This window comes from Peribacillus frigoritolerans (assembly GCF_001636405.1).
Classification (GTDB): Bacteria; Bacillota; Bacilli; order Bacillales; family DSM-1321; genus Peribacillus; species Peribacillus frigoritolerans.
In genome coordinates this window covers 5183544-5200006 of sequence record NZ_KV440950.1, presented here as the reverse complement: position 1 = coordinate 5200006, position 16463 = coordinate 5183544, and the positions used below count along the sequence as shown (strand labels likewise).

General features: G+C 39.1%; 20 protein-coding genes. 16 read left to right on the top strand and 4 right to left on the bottom strand.

Annotated features, from left to right (window positions below; all coding sequences use genetic code 11):
• Positions 1–65: 65 nt before the first annotated feature.
• The 10 genes from A6755_RS24555 to A6755_RS24515 all read left to right on the top strand — a co-directional run bounded on the left by A6755_RS24555 (position 66) and on the right by A6755_RS24515 (position 6027).
• Positions 66–491, top strand: a complete 426-nt coding sequence (locus tag A6755_RS24555) for a YwqH-like family protein (RefSeq protein WP_063577498.1) — start codon at positions 66–68, stop codon at positions 489–491.
• On the top strand, positions 491–778 hold the full coding sequence (locus tag A6755_RS24550) for a YwqI/YxiC family protein (protein WP_034306007.1): 288 nt from the start codon (positions 491–493) through the stop codon (positions 776–778). Before A6755_RS24555 ends, A6755_RS24550 begins: the two co-directional genes overlap by 1 nt.
• On the top strand, positions 775–3024 hold the full coding sequence (locus tag A6755_RS24545; protein WP_063592262.1) for a ribonuclease YeeF family protein: 2250 nt from the start codon (positions 775–777) through the stop codon (positions 3022–3024). The genes A6755_RS24550 and A6755_RS24545 overlap by 4 nt, the downstream gene beginning before the upstream one ends.
• An 11-nt stretch (positions 3025–3035) precedes the next feature.
• The gene (locus tag A6755_RS24540) at positions 3036–3287 is read left to right on the top strand and encodes a hypothetical protein (RefSeq protein WP_053533616.1); all 252 of its coding nucleotides are present in this window, start codon (positions 3036–3038) and stop codon (positions 3285–3287) included.
• 459 nt (positions 3288–3746) lie between these two features.
• A complete protein-coding gene (locus A6755_RS24535; protein ID WP_134402183.1) occupies positions 3747–4070 on the top strand; it encodes a hypothetical protein in 324 nt (107 codons plus the stop codon).
• Complete coding sequence (locus A6755_RS28460) at positions 4018–4173, top strand: hypothetical protein (protein WP_488656222.1); 156 nt, start codon at positions 4018–4020, stop codon at positions 4171–4173. The genes A6755_RS24535 and A6755_RS28460 overlap by 53 nt, the downstream gene beginning before the upstream one ends.
• Before the next feature lie 120 nt (positions 4174–4293).
• The gene (locus A6755_RS24530; protein WP_063592261.1) at positions 4294–4719 is read left to right on the top strand and encodes a hypothetical protein; all 426 of its coding nucleotides are present in this window, start codon (positions 4294–4296) and stop codon (positions 4717–4719) included.
• 74 nt (positions 4720–4793) lie between these two features.
• Complete coding sequence (locus tag A6755_RS24525; protein WP_063592260.1) at positions 4794–5264, top strand: hypothetical protein; 471 nt, start codon at positions 4794–4796, stop codon at positions 5262–5264.
• 43 nt (positions 5265–5307) lie between these two features.
• The gene (locus tag A6755_RS24520; RefSeq protein ID WP_063592259.1) at positions 5308–5691 is read left to right on the top strand and encodes a hypothetical protein; all 384 of its coding nucleotides are present in this window, start codon (positions 5308–5310) and stop codon (positions 5689–5691) included.
• 144 nt (positions 5692–5835) lie between these two features.
• Positions 5836–6027, top strand: coding sequence for a hypothetical protein (locus A6755_RS24515; RefSeq protein WP_034305984.1), 192 nt, complete (start codon positions 5836–5838; stop codon positions 6025–6027).
• 211 nt (positions 6028–6238) lie between these two features.
• Here the strand turns inward: A6755_RS24515 and A6755_RS24510 are convergent, their stop codons facing one another.
• Positions 6239–7495 carry a DUF445 domain-containing protein gene (locus A6755_RS24510; protein WP_063592258.1) on the bottom strand — a complete coding sequence of 419 codons (1257 nt, stop codon included), beginning with the start codon at positions 7493–7495 and terminating at the stop codon, positions 6239–6241.
• 323 nt (positions 7496–7818) lie between these two features.
• Here A6755_RS24510 and A6755_RS24505 point away from each other — a divergent pair, with 323 nt between their 5' ends.
• The 4 genes from A6755_RS24505 to A6755_RS24490 all read left to right on the top strand — a co-directional run bounded on the left by A6755_RS24505 (position 7819) and on the right by A6755_RS24490 (position 11752).
• Positions 7819–8496 (top strand): response regulator transcription factor, encoded by a 678-nt coding sequence (locus A6755_RS24505; protein WP_063592257.1) that lies wholly within the window; start codon positions 7819–7821, stop codon positions 8494–8496.
• Entirely contained in the window at positions 8493–9872 is a 1380-nt protein-coding gene (locus tag A6755_RS24500; protein WP_063592256.1) for a sensor histidine kinase, read from the top strand. Before A6755_RS24505 ends, A6755_RS24500 begins: the two co-directional genes overlap by 4 nt.
• Before the next feature lie 99 nt (positions 9873–9971).
• Entirely contained in the window at positions 9972–11078 is a 1107-nt protein-coding gene (locus A6755_RS24495; protein ID WP_063592255.1) for an ABC transporter permease, read from the top strand.
• Complete coding sequence (locus A6755_RS24490; RefSeq protein WP_063592254.1) at positions 11075–11752, top strand: ABC transporter ATP-binding protein; 678 nt, start codon at positions 11075–11077, stop codon at positions 11750–11752. The genes A6755_RS24495 and A6755_RS24490 overlap by 4 nt, the downstream gene beginning before the upstream one ends.
• A gap of 177 nt (positions 11753–11929) precedes the next feature.
• On the opposite strand, the gene bioC is transcribed toward A6755_RS24490, so the two are convergent.
• From bioC to bioF, 3 genes are read right to left on the bottom strand one after another with little or no spacing between them, the layout of a single operon-like run.
• On the bottom strand, positions 11930–12751 hold the full coding sequence (bioC, locus tag A6755_RS24485) for a malonyl-ACP O-methyltransferase BioC (protein WP_063592253.1): 822 nt from the start codon (positions 12749–12751) through the stop codon (positions 11930–11932).
• Positions 12741–13490 (bottom strand): alpha/beta fold hydrolase, encoded by a 750-nt coding sequence (locus A6755_RS24480; RefSeq protein WP_063592252.1) that lies wholly within the window; start codon positions 13488–13490, stop codon positions 12741–12743. Before A6755_RS24480 ends, bioC begins: the two co-directional genes overlap by 11 nt.
• Entirely contained in the window at positions 13487–14686 is a 1200-nt protein-coding gene (gene bioF, locus A6755_RS24475; RefSeq protein ID WP_063592251.1) for an 8-amino-7-oxononanoate synthase, read from the bottom strand. Before bioF ends, A6755_RS24480 begins: the two co-directional genes overlap by 4 nt.
• A 417-nt stretch (positions 14687–15103) precedes the next feature.
• Here bioF and A6755_RS24470 point away from each other — a divergent pair, with 417 nt between their 5' ends.
• The gene (locus A6755_RS24470) at positions 15104–15943 is read left to right on the top strand and encodes a YitT family protein (RefSeq protein WP_034305961.1); all 840 of its coding nucleotides are present in this window, start codon (positions 15104–15106) and stop codon (positions 15941–15943) included.
• A 154-nt stretch (positions 15944–16097) separates the two neighbouring features.
• A complete protein-coding gene (locus A6755_RS24465; RefSeq protein ID WP_034305959.1) occupies positions 16098–16283 on the top strand; it encodes a hypothetical protein in 186 nt (61 codons plus the stop codon).
• Positions 16284–16463 lie beyond the last annotated feature (180 nt).

Sequence of the window (16463 nt, the reverse complement as noted above, 5' to 3'; positions counted from 1 at the left end):
ATAAAAATTATGAAAAATATGACAGTCTACATAATGAGAATAGTATGTTTGAGGTGATTTTTTAGGTGTATGCAAATTCATTGAGTGAAATTCACTCTGCCCTCTCCAGTAAAACTTCCGATGTGAATGAAAAAATCAATCGTTTGGAGCAGGCAAAAAGACAAATCAAAGAAGAACAGAATGCTTGTCTTGGGGAAATAGCTAAAATTAAAAACCCGGACTTGGCAAAAAGCTGGACGGGAAACCGGGCAGAAGACTTTCAAGATGCCCGCAGTGATGCATACAAGGCAATGTCAACGATCATTCATGATGATTATGATGACTATCAAGAGAAAATCGACGGTAAAATCATGATGCTTAATATAGAGAAAAAGGCTCTGAGTGCAGCAGGTACGATAGCACATGAAGCGGATGTTCTTTTAGGCAAAGGAGAAGCCGTCATAGATCAATTGGAAAGCAAAATATCATATTTAAAAGGGTGGTTGTTTTAATGACGACAATCAAACTGAATCATCCTGCCGTAACGAAGCAAGTCGATCAAGTGAAGACGGCACTTGGTACAGTCACGCTTGGAAATTTGCCGGCAGGCGAGCTGGGCAACAATAAATTGGAATTTACCTCGAAATGGATCGATCGCGAAACGAACCTGGAGAAGGTCTTTGAGCAATATATCAAAATCGTCCAGAAAAATGTGGAAGATACCCGTGCCAACATTGACTTATTAAAAGAACAGGATGAAGCCATCGCCCATACGTCTTCACATGGGTATCAGCGATGAAGATATATGAAGCCGAGACATTGACAGCCGCAACCAAGTCGCGCGCCAAGCAATATGAAGAACTAAAGAAGGAAGTCACAGCCCTGAAAAAGGAATTTCAGGGCATCGTCGGCCTGGAAGACGAGTTCCAGGGAGCCGGTGCTACCGCCATCAAAAGCTTCTATGAAGCACAAATCGAGGTGGCGGACGCCTGGATGGAACTATTCACGACCCAGATCAGTTTTTTGGAAGGCATACCGGCCAGTCTGGAAGAAGCGGACCTCTCCGGAAATACGGTGGTCGAGGTCCCCTTTTTAGATGGCGAAGTCTCAAACGGCATCAACCAAGCGAAGTCGCTTGTCGATCAACAAGCGAACGACCTTCAAAGGATCCTGAACAGCATTGACGATATCCTGCCTCTTGATATGTTCGACCAAAAGGACTTTAATGAAAAAATCACGCTGGCCGGGCACAGGCTGGATGACACCGTGACAAAGGTCGAGAATGTCGACCGGCAACTGGTCGAGGAATATGATGTGTCCATCGGGCAGGAAAACGTGGCCGTTGGCCTCTTCCGTGCCTTGCTTGATGCGACCAAACAGGACGGCAACATTTCGCCGATGACATTCAACCAATCGGCATTCAAGAACAGTGACGTCTATCAAGTGAAGGATGAAGTCGCCGGTCAGATGAAAGACTATCAGACCTTCAAAAAGGAACAAGCCGAAGCCCGGAAAATCGAACAGGAAATGGAAGAACTCGAAAATCGTCCATGGTACGAAAAGGCCTGGGATACGACAAAAACCTTTACAGGGGAATTCACGGGATATTATGATTCAATCAGGGCCTCGACCGGAGTCGATCCAGTAACGGGCCGCAAGCTGTCCGATGCCGAACGAATCGCCGCCGGTGCCATGGCCGCCGCTGGATTCATCCCCGTCGTCGGCTGGGCCGGACGGGCCATCAAAGGCGGCAGCGCCATCTACAAAACGGCCAAAGGACTCAATGCAGCGAACCACGCGCTCGATGCCTATAAAACGTCAAAAGGCTTTAGCCTCCTCCAGAAAACCGAATACGGGATATACGGGCTCCTCGCAGCCAACGGCCTCGGTGAAGCAGCCACAGGCAAAGACATGTTCGGCAACCAGCTAACCGAGGAACAGCGCCAGAACGGGCTGTTGATGGCACTTGGAATCGGCGGTGTGGCAGGTGCGGCTAAAGTCGTAGATAAAGTAGCAAGTGGTACAAAGTTCGTCCCTTACAGCAAAGAATTTGCGCAAAAGCAGGTTCAGAAGGTTCAAGCTACAATAACAGACATAGCGAGATCAGGAAAAAACACGTTAAAAAATATAGGTGAAGAAATCGGTAAAAAAGAAATCCCTAAACGAATAAGTATGGAACAAGTATCCCTCGCAGGAGGACCAGCCCTTCCCCAAGTTGTGATGGAAAAGCAGACAATTAAGGAAGCCTATCAGAAATTCACGGTGAAGGATAGAAAAGTAGAGGGTGTTTCAGGGGAGAGTATTCCTAAGGGTACGGATGATCTTAAGTTTAAGAATGTTGGGGAGTATTTTAATAGTATCAATAATATTGGAAAACGAAATGATTTAACGAGTGAACAGAAGCTTGTAAAGATTCACGAAGCATATGCCGCATTAGAAGTAAAAGGTGATGTTACTGTTGTAAAAGGCACAAAATTCCTTCGTCCAGAAGGGTTTGGTCGAAATGGTAGAATGATTGTGGATTGGCCAGATAAAATGGGGTTTGTAGAAGAATCCATCCAGCCAATTAATAGAAATAGTCCGTTACCAGAAAGATGGGATAGAGTAGGTGGAAAAGGTGGAGAGAATTTCACCACTTTACCTCATAATGGTATTCCATACACATATGATCAACGTGCAATACCGTATATAGAAAACCCTGCTGCAAGGCACGTTGGGCATTTTAATAATGAATCTTATTTTGAATCTATTGATGCAGTCAAAAGTGGAAATCTTGAAGAGTTAAATCGAATTGTAGTGGCCAATGGAAGAACAGCAATTTCTGATTCAGAATTTGCTGATTTTAAGGCTTATTATGACGATTTCCAAGATAGAGTACAAAAATTTATTGGAAATACAGATACTACTTACGGAGTGAAAGGTGCTGCTGCTTCCTGGACTAGTAGCTCTACAGGTGAGAAGTTAATGAATGGTGGAGCAGAACAAATTGTAACGCCATTAAATGGTGAGATGCTAGAGATTATAGGAATTATACCTAAATACTAGGAGGGCTAGACGTGACAAAACAAGAGTTCTTAAATAGATATGAAGCTGAAAAACTAAATATTGGTGAATATATTATGGTACTAGATACTATAACGGATGAGTCGCTAGTAATAGGATGTGCACATGATCAAGGAGTGTGGAAAGTTTATAAAACAAGAGAGAGAGGAGGTCACTATATAATTAAAGAAATTGCTAGTGAAAATGAAGCATTTGATTTTCTTTATGAGTTAATATTAAGTAGACATAACAGAATTAATAATTAAAATTTGCATTAGATGGGAAAGTGTAAAAACACCACTTATTATTCAATTTATATTTTGCATACAGGAATGACCGAACTTGTAGCAAAACATGTACAGGTAATTGAAAAACAAAGCATATTTGAAGTGTACAAAAAAAGAAAAGGCCATTTTGAAGAATCGACTCTATGATGGTTGTACCATCAACAGTAGGTGCCATTACAGGAACAATGGCAGGTATGTACTATAAAATGGACGACATTCCTAAAGAATGACTTGAGAAAATCATCGGAAAAGAAGATATTGATGAATTAATCAACCAATTCCATAGTTTTTGTGCAGATAAAGCCATTAAAGAAAAGTATGGGGCTTGATGTAAATCCCCAATATAAACAAAAAACTCCTATAAAATTCCTTTTATAGGAGTTTTTTATGTCCAGAGTCCAGTTTATGCGATGTTAAACGGAAAGCAAGCAGTTTGAATTGGGTGATGGGAAGTTAAATAATGGAGTGAGTGGGAAAATGATAAGAAAAGGTGAGTATACGATCTATAATGGGAGAGAGTATAGATTCATAGAATCTGAAAGCAAAGGATTTATAGAACTAATAAGCAATAACAAGGAAGACATGAACTATGGATTTATCCAAAATAAAGATAATATTTATACAAAAGTTATTTCCTTAAATGAAGTAGAAAAGCTATTTTTAATTCATTCTTTTGCAAAATATAAAGGAGAATTATTTGGAGCTTCTAATGGTGGAAATGGAAAAAATAATTCTAGCAACTCCTCATTTAAAACTAGCTGAAAGATATGGCTTTAAACGTACACATAAATATCTTTATTCTAAAAATGTAAATTTAGATGAAGTTGAAATAATAGAAGAACGAAAACCATTTTCGTTAGATTAGATTATATATATATAAATCAATAAAACATATATAGAGAAAATAGGGGCTCCTAGTGTTACTAAAGCTGAGCATATTGAAGCGATAGGAGTTGCTGATTTATTTTGAAATGGGGATTCGCTAATGAATAACTTGAATAATGGAATATTGACAATAGAGGGAATTGAAGTAAAACAAGATACAAATTTGGATTTTTTGGAGAAGTCATTTGTAACAAATCCTAATTTTGAGGTTAGGAGAAGGCAGTCTGATGAAGCAGCAACAGTCGGATCTTTAAGGCCTATTCAATTGGGAAGCAAAAGATTTTCTGTTAGAATTTCTTTCGAAAATAATATAATACAAGGAATACGCTTAAAAGTTAGTGATCCATCCATTAACCAATGGGACTATGAAGAAAAACTTTCGCAGCATGGTGAATGGCTTACAGAGAAAATTGGGTATCCAGATGGTATATTGTCTGAAAATGTATTTGAATGGGGTAAGATTACCCAATGGTATGATCCAAGGTCATGTGATGCAGGAATCAGCATACTATATTTTCAAAGATAAAAAGAAAAAGGTGTTATATCCGAATCGTGTAAGAAGATAACTCGGATTATATATTTCTTGAGGTGAAGCTAAAGGTGAAATATGCCATATATAATCATAAGGATTACCTCTTAAATATCCGTAACGGCAGGTTAAGACTAAGAACCCATGAACCTGAACAAGGATTTCGTGAAGTTTTTGATCAAACAGGGAATAAGACAAATCTATTTATCAAGGATGTGACTAAAGAAGAAGTTGATTTAGTTTATGAACTAAAGTTTTTGGTCGCTTACAAAGGTAAAGAGTTTGAGCCATATTCATTAAGCAGGCATATCTTGGATGAAAATGAGATTTCGTTATTTAGTATGGATAGTAATGATGGAGACTGCTATGGATTCGAAAAGCAAGAGCAATTTGTTTTTAAAAAGGACGTGCCTCTTAACGACATAGAATCGATTATTGAGGTGAAAAAACCACTATTAATATTTGAAGATTTACCTGAAAGCAGGAAGGTTATACCTAGGGGAGAAGTTAGAGACTATATAATGAAGTTGAATAGTATATGAATGCAATTTAATTTTGATGATAAATACTTATCTGGAGGAACCTATGATAAGAAAAGGAAAGTATGCAATACATAATGGTAGCGAGTATAGTTTTAGTCTACTGGAAGATAAGTCTATAAGGTTAATAAGTAATAAATATGCTGATCTATCTCAAGGTTTCAAGCATTTAGGTGAAAATATCTATATAAAAAATGTTTCTGTAGAAGAGGTAGATTTATTTAAGATAAATTCAAAGGCAATATATAAGGGAGATTTGTTTCCAGCATCTGAAGAAAGAAGAACTGGAAAAGTATTGTTGGATACAACAAACACTGAACTTGCTAAAAAGATGGGGTTTGAACGGACAGATAAATATATGTACTCCAAATCTGTGGAATGGGATGAAGTGAAAATAATCAAGGAGAGGAAACCCTATTCATTAGATTAATTTCCTGATTTAAAGCCCTACATAAAGTAAAAGCGATTATTTCTTCAAAAAGTGGGGTATTAAGAATTAAGCGGTCTTTCATTTAATATCTAGCACTAAGTTTTCTTTATGTTGAATAAGGAGAATTTGGTGGGAGGTGATTAAATGAGGAAAGCCTATGGCATAAGAAGTTTAATAATTTACTTTGAGTCGGTAAATTATCCAATTACCGAAGAGGAAATCAATGATCTAATTTTGAATAAAAAGATCCCCCATCTCAGACCCATCGATAATTTGCTGATTTTTAATTTGGATCATATTGATGGCTGGCTTAGTGATCAGCAATCCAACCCTTAGTTAATGAAGCCTTGCTTTAAGTGGAGCTTGATTTATATGTGTACCTGTAATCTAAGTCTATTGATGCAAACATATTAATATGAAAAAGGAAAAGCTAGCCGAGGTGTTTCATGAAAACCTTGGCTGGCTTTTTATTTATCTCTTCATTTTCAGAAAAACGAATCAGTCCAAGTTGATTTGGTAGCGACAGTATTCTGCCGTTCTGCCTGGATTATAATAGTTTAAGCAAAGCCTGTGCACCTGTTAGGATAAGCCCTATGATAAAACCACAGACCGCCCCGTTCACCCGAATCCATTGCAAGTCTTTTCCTACACCGTTTTCCATCATGTCAATCAGCGTTTCATTGTCTAGCTTATCTAAGTTTTCTTGTACAAGATTGCCGATTTGCGTATGATTTTTTTCAATGAGAACAGTAATTTGTTTCTGTATCCATTGATCGATGCGGGTGCTATTTTCCTTAATATTGTCCAGTATATGATGAATCATTGGAGTCAGGTAAGTATCCATGAAATGTTCTTCTTCGACGAAATCCAATGCTTCTTGTTGAATTTGTTTTAGGCTTCCCTCTATTGTCGCCTCGGGCTCCCATTTTGTCAGAAGTTGTTTTTTCCATTTTTCAACTCCTTCTAACAGTTCCCGGTTATGGTTAATGCCTTGTATCTCTTTCCTGATATATAATATTAAAGCCTCTCTATTTGGTTCTTTCTCGTTTTGTAAATTATTTACGACACTTAATAGCAAGTTTTGGATGATATTCCCAAGTTTCTCTTCGTTAAGTAGACTTTGAATGGACTTAACGGCGAACTGAAGCATACCTTCCAGTTCAATCTTGCTGAGTACATCCATGGAAACAGTGCCAAGTCGGTGACTGGTTTCTTTTTTTCCTAACCAATCTTCAGCTTTTTTCAAAACATGATCCAAAGCCTTCTTATCAAATTCTTCGTTAAGTAACTCTGAACTTACTAAATGTAGAATCTTGCTCATGTCTATGCCAGAAAGTGATGCTTTTATTTTTTTTGCAACGAAAGGTGTAATCTTTTCTATATCTATATAACCAATCATTTGCTTGATCAGTTTAATCAGGACTTTTCTAAAAGTTTCACTTTCAATCTCTTTTCCTAAAATAGGGATCAATTTTTCAGTAAATGGAATATGCTTTACTTTGTCCTGAATGCTTTCCTTAGAAAGCCAGTCGTTTTTTAACATCGATACAAGTGCATTTGTCATTCTTTTACGATTGTTGGGCAAAAGCGCTGTATGAGGGATTGGTAATCCAAGCGGATGGCGGAATAATGCAGTGACTGCAAACCAGTCTGCCAATCCGCCGACTAAACCAGCTTCAAACCCTCCATGTAATAAATCTAAAGGCAATGTACCTTGAAATGGAGTGGTTGCAATATAACCCGCCCCCATGATAATTAGTGAATATCTAGCTATTTTTCTTGACGATTTTATTTTTGGTGACATTATATTCTCTCATCCTTAAAAAGAAATTCAATTACTATTAACGTATCATCCATATGTTTAATGTCTTACTTTTATCTAGTAGTAGTATAGCAGGTAGTTCAAAAAAATACTCCCAACAAAGGCAGTAAGTTCATTTATTTGAGAATGGGAAAATCACTTATTAAGTAATTACACTTTATAAAGCATTTCAATATGAATCGAAGTTAGTGGAAAACTAATTTATATGGAACCGGAAAGTGAATTAGTATTTGTTGTTTTACATGTTTAATTATTGCTATTGTATGTTTAGCCAGTGCTATAAAAGAAGTGGAGATGTGGTTTCTTTGATACATATATTAATTGCGGATGATGATCGGCATATTCGGGAGTTGCTTAAATTTCACTTGGAAAAGGAAGGGTACATGGTATCGGAAGCGAAGGACGGTAATGAAGCTTCCTTGTTACTGGAGAAGGAACGGATCCATCTGGCTGTTGTCGATATAATGATGCCGTATAAAAACGGACTGGATCTTTGTAAGGAAATCCGAGATCAATATGATTTGCCCGTCATTTTATTGACAGCTAAAGATCAACTTATCGATAAGGAAAAGGGGTACTTTGCGGGTACGGATGATTACCTCGTGAAGCCGTTTGAGCCAAGGGAGCTTCTATTTCGGATAAAAGCGCTATTGCGAAGATACCGTATGGTGAATTCTGAATCCATTTCATTGAATCAAACGGTGATTGACCGAAAAAGTTACGAAGTGCGAATAAGAGGGAATACGCTGCTCCTGCCGCTTAAGGAATTTGAGCTGCTGGCTCAGCTGGGGAGTTTTCCTGATCAGGTCTTTACGCGTGAGCAGCTTATTGAACTGGTGTGGGGTGCTGACTTTGCAGGGGATGATCGAACGGTTGATGTCCATATTAAACGGTTAAGGGAACGTTTTGCCGGCCGGACCGATGATTTTGTCATAACGACTGTCCGTGGCTTAGGTTATAAACTGGAGGTCAACAAGAAGTGAAAACTCTCTATTTCAGGATAGTTATTCAAACCATTTTGGTCATGGTGCTTGCCAGTGTCATCGCTTTTTTAATTTCCAATGTTTATTATCATCAGGTTCAAAAATCCTACAATGGTGAGAAGATAAACAAAGTCGCAAGTGAGATCGTCTCTTTATATGAGGAGAATCCTGATCAGGATATTGATGCGTATTTAACCCATATTGCAGGATTGCACTATCAAATGTATCTATTTAATGAGCAGGGTGAAGGAACTTTATATGGTGAGCCGTTTCGGGAAACGAGTTTGGACCGCGACACGATTTCCGGAGTCTTGAATGGGAATACCTATCAAGGGATCGCCAATTATAATAATGGGTTATTTATTACGGGTTTTTTTGAAGATGCATTAATTAATAGCATTGGGGTCCCGATGAACGTGAATGGCGAAAAGCATGCATTGTTTGTAAGGCCCAATATAGAGCTGCAGTTTGGCGAATTTCGCTTTTTCCTTGCAGTTTTACTCGTACTGACGCTCCTTCTCAGTTTTTTATTTGTGATCATTAATACGCGTTTCATCGTTAAGCCGATTACGAAATTAACGGAGGCTACAAAAAGAATCGCCGATGGGGATTATAGTAGTGAATTGAATGTCTCCCGAAGAGATGAAATAGGGGACTTGGCACAGCACTTCTCGAAAATGACTCAAAGCATACAGCGTTTGGATGATATGAGGCAGGAGTTCGTATCGAATGTATCTCATGAAATTCAATCTCCACTTGCATCCATCCAAGGTTTTTCCCAAACCCTTCAATCGGAGGAATTAACAAAGGAACAAAGAAATCAGTACTTATCCATCATTGAAAAAGAAAGCAGGCGCATGTCGTCGTTAAGCAAACAGCTGCTCATGCTTGCTTCGTTGGATAAAGTAGATGATCCGCTGCAGCGGTCAAAGTTCGATTTAGCGCAGCAAATCCGGCAGGTGTTGTTCATGCTGGAATGGAATTGGCGGGAAAAGGATATGGTGATCGAAATGGATTTGCCGTCAATCGTCATTTCTGCAGATGAGAAACTTTTAAATCAAGTTTGGACGAATTTGATAACCAATAGCATTAAATACTCGGAAAGCGGCAGTTCGATCCATATTCGGATTAAAAGTATAGGCAGTACTGTTGAAGTGATGATTGCGGATACGGGCATCGGTATTCCAGAAGAAGACCTCCCTTATATCCTTGATCGCTTTTATAAAGTCGACAAAGTGAGGAACAGGAGTGAAACAGGCAGCGGATTAGGACTTTCGATCACGAAAAAGACGGTTGATCTTCATGGAGGAACGATTGAAGTCCAAAGTGAACTTGGTAAAGGGACCACTTTTTATATACGGCTGCCCCTTATGTAATCAGTTGTTCATCTTCCATTCATATTGAGTGTTTACAATCAAGTCATACCGATTGAAGCAGGACTTGATTGGTAAACAAAAGAAAAGGGAGATGAAATGATGTTTTTGGCAATACGTGAACTAAAGCATTCAAAGTTACGTTATCTGCTGATTGGACTGATCATGGTATTGGTCGCTTTGCTTGTTTTTATCATTTCAGGATTAGCTAATGGACTTTCATCAGATAATGCTTCATCCATACAAAACATGAAAGCCGACTATTTTGTCATGGAGCATGACTCTAAAAATAAATTGAATCGATCGATCATATCGATGGAAAAGCTTGATGAAATCCGGGCTATATCGGATGTTAAAGCAGCCGAAGGGCTGGGGCAAATGATGATCACATTGAATAAAATCGGCTCTTCGGAGAAAACGGATGTCACGATTTTTGCGACTGATGCCAGTGGGATTTTAGCACCGAAGGTTATAGAAGGAAAGAGCTATGACAATAAGAAACAAGGTGAAGTCATTGCAGATCGTTCTTTAAAAGAAGTCGGTTATAAATTGGGTGATTCACTTAAAGATGACCTATCAGGTAAGGTTTTCACCATTGTTGGTTTTACTGAAAAGCAGTCTTACAGCCATACACCGGCAGTTTACATGAATGTTAAGGGGTGGCAGGAGATTAATCCTGGATTGAAAAATCAAGGTAAAGACTCAATCAGCACAATAGCCGTGCAAATGGATTCGAAGTCAGAAGAGAATGTACGTGAATCATTGCCTGAAGGTGTAACGCTCATTTCGAAAGAAGAATCACTTCAGAGTATACCAGGGTTCAAAGAGGAACAGGGTACATTGACGATGATGATTGCCTTTTTGTTTGTTATTGCGGCTTTCGTTTTGGCCGTATTCTTTTATGTGATTACTTTGCAGAAGACGAATCAATTTGGAGTCCTTAAAGCACTCGGGGCAAATACGGGCTACCTGGCAAAAAGCATCGTTGGTCAAGTAATGCTGCTTGCCGTGACATGCATAGCCATCAGTGTTGCCCTGACATACGGCGTCACTTTAATCATGCCAGAAGGAATGCCATTTGAATTGAGTGCCGATTTGGTCATTAAATATTCCGTGTTACTTTTGGCTGTATCGGTATTGGGTTCGCTGCTATCACTATACCGAGTAGCGAAGATAGATGCGATCGAAGCAATAGGGAGGGTATCATGATGGGGGATAAACTATTATTTGAAAACGTCAGTAAGGTTTATGGGGAAGGTGATAATAAGGTAATAGCCCTTGATGATATTTGCCTGAATGTAAGAGCGGGGGAATTCGTCGCGATTGTGGGTCCTTCGGGCTCAGGAAAAAGTACTTTCCTTTCAATAGCAGGTGCGTTACTATCCCCGAGCAAAGGCCGCTTACTGCTGAATGGTGAGGATATTACAACACTATCCCCAAAAGAATTGACTCGGGTGCGCCTTGAAAAGATTGGGTTTGTATTCCAATCGTCGAATCTTGTGCCATATCTCTCCGTACGAGATCAGCTTCTGCTGCTTTCGGAATTGATCGGCAAGCGAGATAAAACAACTGTGAAAAAAGCGGACGAATTGCTCAGCCAGCTTGGACTTGGGCATCGGGCTGGCCACCTGCCAGAAGCACTGTCGGGCGGTGAACGGCAGCGGGTAGCAATCGCCCGTTCGCTGATGAATGATCCAGAAATCATTTTAGCGGATGAACCAACCGCAAGTCTTGATTCCAAAAGAGGCAGGGATGTTGTTGAAATGCTTGCACATGAGGTGAAATCAAGAAATAAAGCAGCCATCATGGTCACCCACGATGAAAGAATGTTGGATTTATGTGATCGAGTGGTCAATATTACGGATGGCAAGGTATTTGGATGAATTTATACGTAAAAAGGCCGCCGCCTCTCCAAAGGAATTAGGAGTTGCGGCGGCCTGAATTGCTTGAAGGGGATGGTTAACCGACAGTAAGCGGATGGAATACTAATCGTTACTTTATATAAACGATTTGCGATTATGTATAATATTTTGCTTGTATCCCAGATGGTTATCTTCGGATTAATCATGTTTTTTTATTTTAAAGAACAAGCAGTGATAGGTTGCTTTCACACCTGAATCATTTCGGTATTCTGTGTCGTATATGTTGATTAACTCTCGAAAAAAGGAAGGGCGCTGGCAGTAGTTTTCTTTGTTGCTGTTAGCAGCGCCAATCTTTTTGATTGAAGTGAAAAATTCACGTACTGTCTGAAAGTACTCCAGTTCAAGCTTTTCTATTTTTGTAATCTCGATTGGAGCTGCTGCTGAATAGGGGATTGCTGCTTCGCAAACTTGGGATAATTCTTCCAGAGTGTAAAACGTTTGGCCTGGTGAACTATCCATGGAAAGTTGAAGCTTTTCTTTCGCTTGTTCATATGACCTATGAAGCTCTTGAAAGGTATCTATTCCGAACGTTGAAAATATCAGGCTTCCTTCCGCCGTTAATCGTGTAAAAAGTTTTTCAAGGGTTGCAGGAAGATCATTCAGCCATTGAAACGTTGCATTGGAAATAATCAAGTCGTAATTTTCATTTAGTGCCATTTCTTCGATGTCCGTACATAAAAATGTAACACGGTCTTCCTTTGTCAATCCTTTTGCCACTTCAACCATACCGGGTGCCAAATCAACAGCCGTAATGGCGGCATTAGGGAATGTTTTGACGAGTAACCTGGTTAAGTAACCGGTGCCGCAGCCGATTTCAAGAATATTGATTTTATGATTGGTGTTTTTTTGAGGAAGCAAATCCACTAATTGCTTTGCCATGTTTTTTTGAACATTTGCATACGCATCATATGTTTGCGCGTGTTCACTGAATCGCTTGCTTAACAATCGTTTATCTATCATGGACGTACTCCTTTTGAATAAATGTTTTTATATGCTCCATACATTCCTTTGGTTTTGTGAAAAATGGAATATGACCAGCACCTTCGATAATACGAACCTCGGCTTTCCCGCCCAACTTTTCTTTAATGAAAGATGAGGCTTCAAGTGGACAAATTTTGTCTTCCCTCCCATGAAGCATTAAAAAGGGGGCTTCAATCCGGTCGAGTCTTGCTCGAGCATCTTTCTGAAGTAAATAATCCAATCCAATCAGAAGCGAAAACACATCATCTCCATGAAACTCGCTTTGAATGATCTTGGTGAATTGATGATAAAAACCTGCTTCTTTTTCAGCATCGGAAAACATTTCTTCATAGAAGGAAGTCAAAGTCTTCTCTTTATTGCGCGGCAGTTGTTTCTTCATGCGCTCGACCATTCGCGGATCCCAGCCAACTGAATAATTTTCCCCTGTAGTGAACCGACTTGTTGCGCCAAAAAGGATAAAACCTTTTATTCTTTCTCGAAAACAACTTGAAAGTTCAAGTGATACTAGTGATCCTAATGACCAGCCCAATAAATAAACAGGACCATCGATGGAACCGATTGTGTTTATGACCCGTTCTTCAAAGTCATTTAGTGCCTTCATATCTCTCCAATCTATAAATGAAAGGTGAAACAGTTCTGACAGCGGTTTGATTAACGGTTGAAACGCCTCTTTTTCCATTCCCCAGCCAGGAAGCACGACTAAATTCGGCTGCTTCATTCAACAACACCCATTTCTTTTCCAATGATCGAAACTTTTTGAACTGCCCAATCAAGATCTTTTTTATCGTGGAGAGCCGTTACGGTAAACCGGATTCTCGCTTCATTTTCTGGAACGGTCGGCGGCCTGACAGCAATAGCGGCAATTCCTTCTTTTTGCAAACGTGCAGCAAATTCCATCGCTTTTTCGTTTTCCCCGATGACGATAGGAACAATTTGTGATCGGCTTCCGCAAATGTTAAACCCGTAATTTGTGAGTTCTTCTCTAAAGTATTCTGAATGTGTTTGGAGCAGTGAGCGGCGTTCTGGTTCTTGCTGTACAAGTTCAATCGCTGTTTTTATAGCACCGAGTATGGCAGGGGGAAGTGCAGTTGAATAGATGAATCCGCGCATGCGATTTTTTAAATAGTCGATGAGCCATTTTTTCCCGACAACATAGGCCCCGAATGAACCAAGCGCTTTACTGAATGTTCCCATTTGGATATCTATTTTATTTTGAAGATGGAGATGACCGGCATAGCCTTCACCGTTTTTACCGTAAATGCCGCTTCCATGTGCTTCATCTGTCATTAACATTGCGTTATAACGTTCCTTTAACCGAACTAGGTCTTCTAGATAAGCGAAGTCACCATCCATGCTGAAGACCGTATCCGTCACGATTAATTTACGTGCTTCAATCGGTGATTTTTTCAAAAATGCTTCTAAATGATCTAAATCATTATGACGATAGCGTACATGCTTTGCTCTGCTTAAAAGAGCTCCATCGACAATGCTTGCATGATTCAATTTATCGCTATAAATAATATCGTTACGGGACAGCAGGGTGGAGATTATTCCAAGGTTCGCGTTATAACCACTGTTGATGATGAGTCCTGCTTCAGCCTTCTTCCAATTGACAAGAGCTTGTTCCGCCTGCTCGTAAAGAGGATGATTGCCAACAATTAAACGTGAAGCCGTTGCTCCTGCACCATATGTATGTACGGCATCAACCATAGCCTTTTTCAGCCGCTCATCTCCTGCATATCCTAAATAGTTATTAGAAGCTAGATTAAGCATCCTGCACCCGTTGATCGTAAGCCAAGGCTGCTCGGCACATACGGTTGATACGAGTTCGCGCTTTTGCGAAATCTCTTCTAAATGAGCCAGTTCTTTTTTTATTTTTTCTTCCCAACAAAGTAAACGTTTTTCACTGTGCATGGCCATTCTCCTTTTTATATGTCAACTAAAAATAATATAGGTTAACACATAAAACATTCTAATCATGACTCAATGAAACTGTCAAGCTTTGAAAACGAGCATGAGAATAAAGTAATGATCCATTAATCTGGGAGAATTCAAGGGTCGGAAAAGGCTGGTGGATTATTTAGATACCAGCCAGGAACATGAATCTAACCAGAAAAATCAGTTTAAGGAGAATCGGGCAGCGGTGGTTTTGTTAAGTTAATGTATAAAAATATGTATTAAGCTCATTCATTGAAGATAATCTAACTTCCAAGGTAGTCTTTTTGTTAAACCTTCAAATCTTTGAAGGATTAAATGGGATTCCATGTTACTATAGAGCAGTGAAATTTAACAGAATTCACATTAACCATTACATAAAGGAAGGGTATAAATATGAAAAAGATTTCTTTAGATGTTTTCTTTATATTAATAGGAGCTTTTATTTTCGCTTTGGCAATAAATCTTTTCGTCATTCCCAATGAGCTTGGTGAGGGAGGAGTCACAGGGATAACCATCATTCTGTTTTATCTTTTTGAATGGTCACCAGGGCTGTTAAGTTTGATCATTAACGCTGTCCTGCTCATTGTCGGTTATAAATTTTTGTCGAAAATGACAACGGTATATACAATCGTAGCCGTTGCCTTTAATTCACTTTTCCTTCATTTAACCGAAAGCTGGACGATATCTTCAGATGAATTGGTCATCAATGCGATATTTGGCGGGGTTTTTGCCGGTGCAGGAATTGGCATGATCATTCGTGTTGGAGGCACTACTGCCGGTACGACGATCCTTGCCCGAATTACGAATAAGTATTTAGGATGGAGCTTAAGCTACGGACTTCTGTTTTTCGATTTAATCGTTGCGTTTTCATCTTATTTCATAATTGGCGCAGAAGGTCTGATGCTCACTATACTAATGCTTTATATTGGAACAAAAACGATGGAATTCATCATTGAGGGATTGAATCCGAAAAAAGCGATCACCATCATTTCAAAAGAAGCGGACCAGATTGCAAAACAAGTAACCGAATTGATGGACCGGGGAGTCACTGTTTTTAGTGGTCATGGATACTATACAAAAGAATCCAAGGATATTTTATATATCGTTATAAGTAAGCAAGAGGTACTGAAGTTAAAGAGAATAGTGCAGTCAACGGATAGCAATGCTTTTATAGCCATACATGATGTTCGGGACGTATTCGGTGAAGGTTTCCTGGATATATCGAAGTCCTGATGGTAATAATGTATAAGCGAAATGAAAAGGCCTAATTAGGCTTTTTTATTTTGTATGGCGAAAAATCTATAAATTCTGAATAATTTGTTATATTATGTAAGTAAGAAACCACACACCCTGAGGAGTGCAGCCATTAAATGTGGAGGTGTCCAAGATGATCCTTTTAAAAGTGGATGACAGAAAGTTTGGGAAAAGCAATATCAAGTACAGTGTCGTTGATAAGGAAACGAATGAATTGATCATTAGCGGTGTGTTTAAGGAATTTGGACAAGCAAGCGATAAATATTATGAATTGAAGGATGAATACGGTCCTTCCAATGTGAAGATGATATTGAAGTGAAAAGAAGGGGACCGACGGGTTTCCCTTTTTTCGTATAAATGAAAATGCCCGTACAATAAATAATCGGATAAAGGAATAATCAAAGGTTTCTAAATCATATAATTAGATTAAGAGAGTTCTTAACATCCTTTTTTTACAATATACTACAATTTTATTGTAAAGTATGGAATTTGGTGGTAA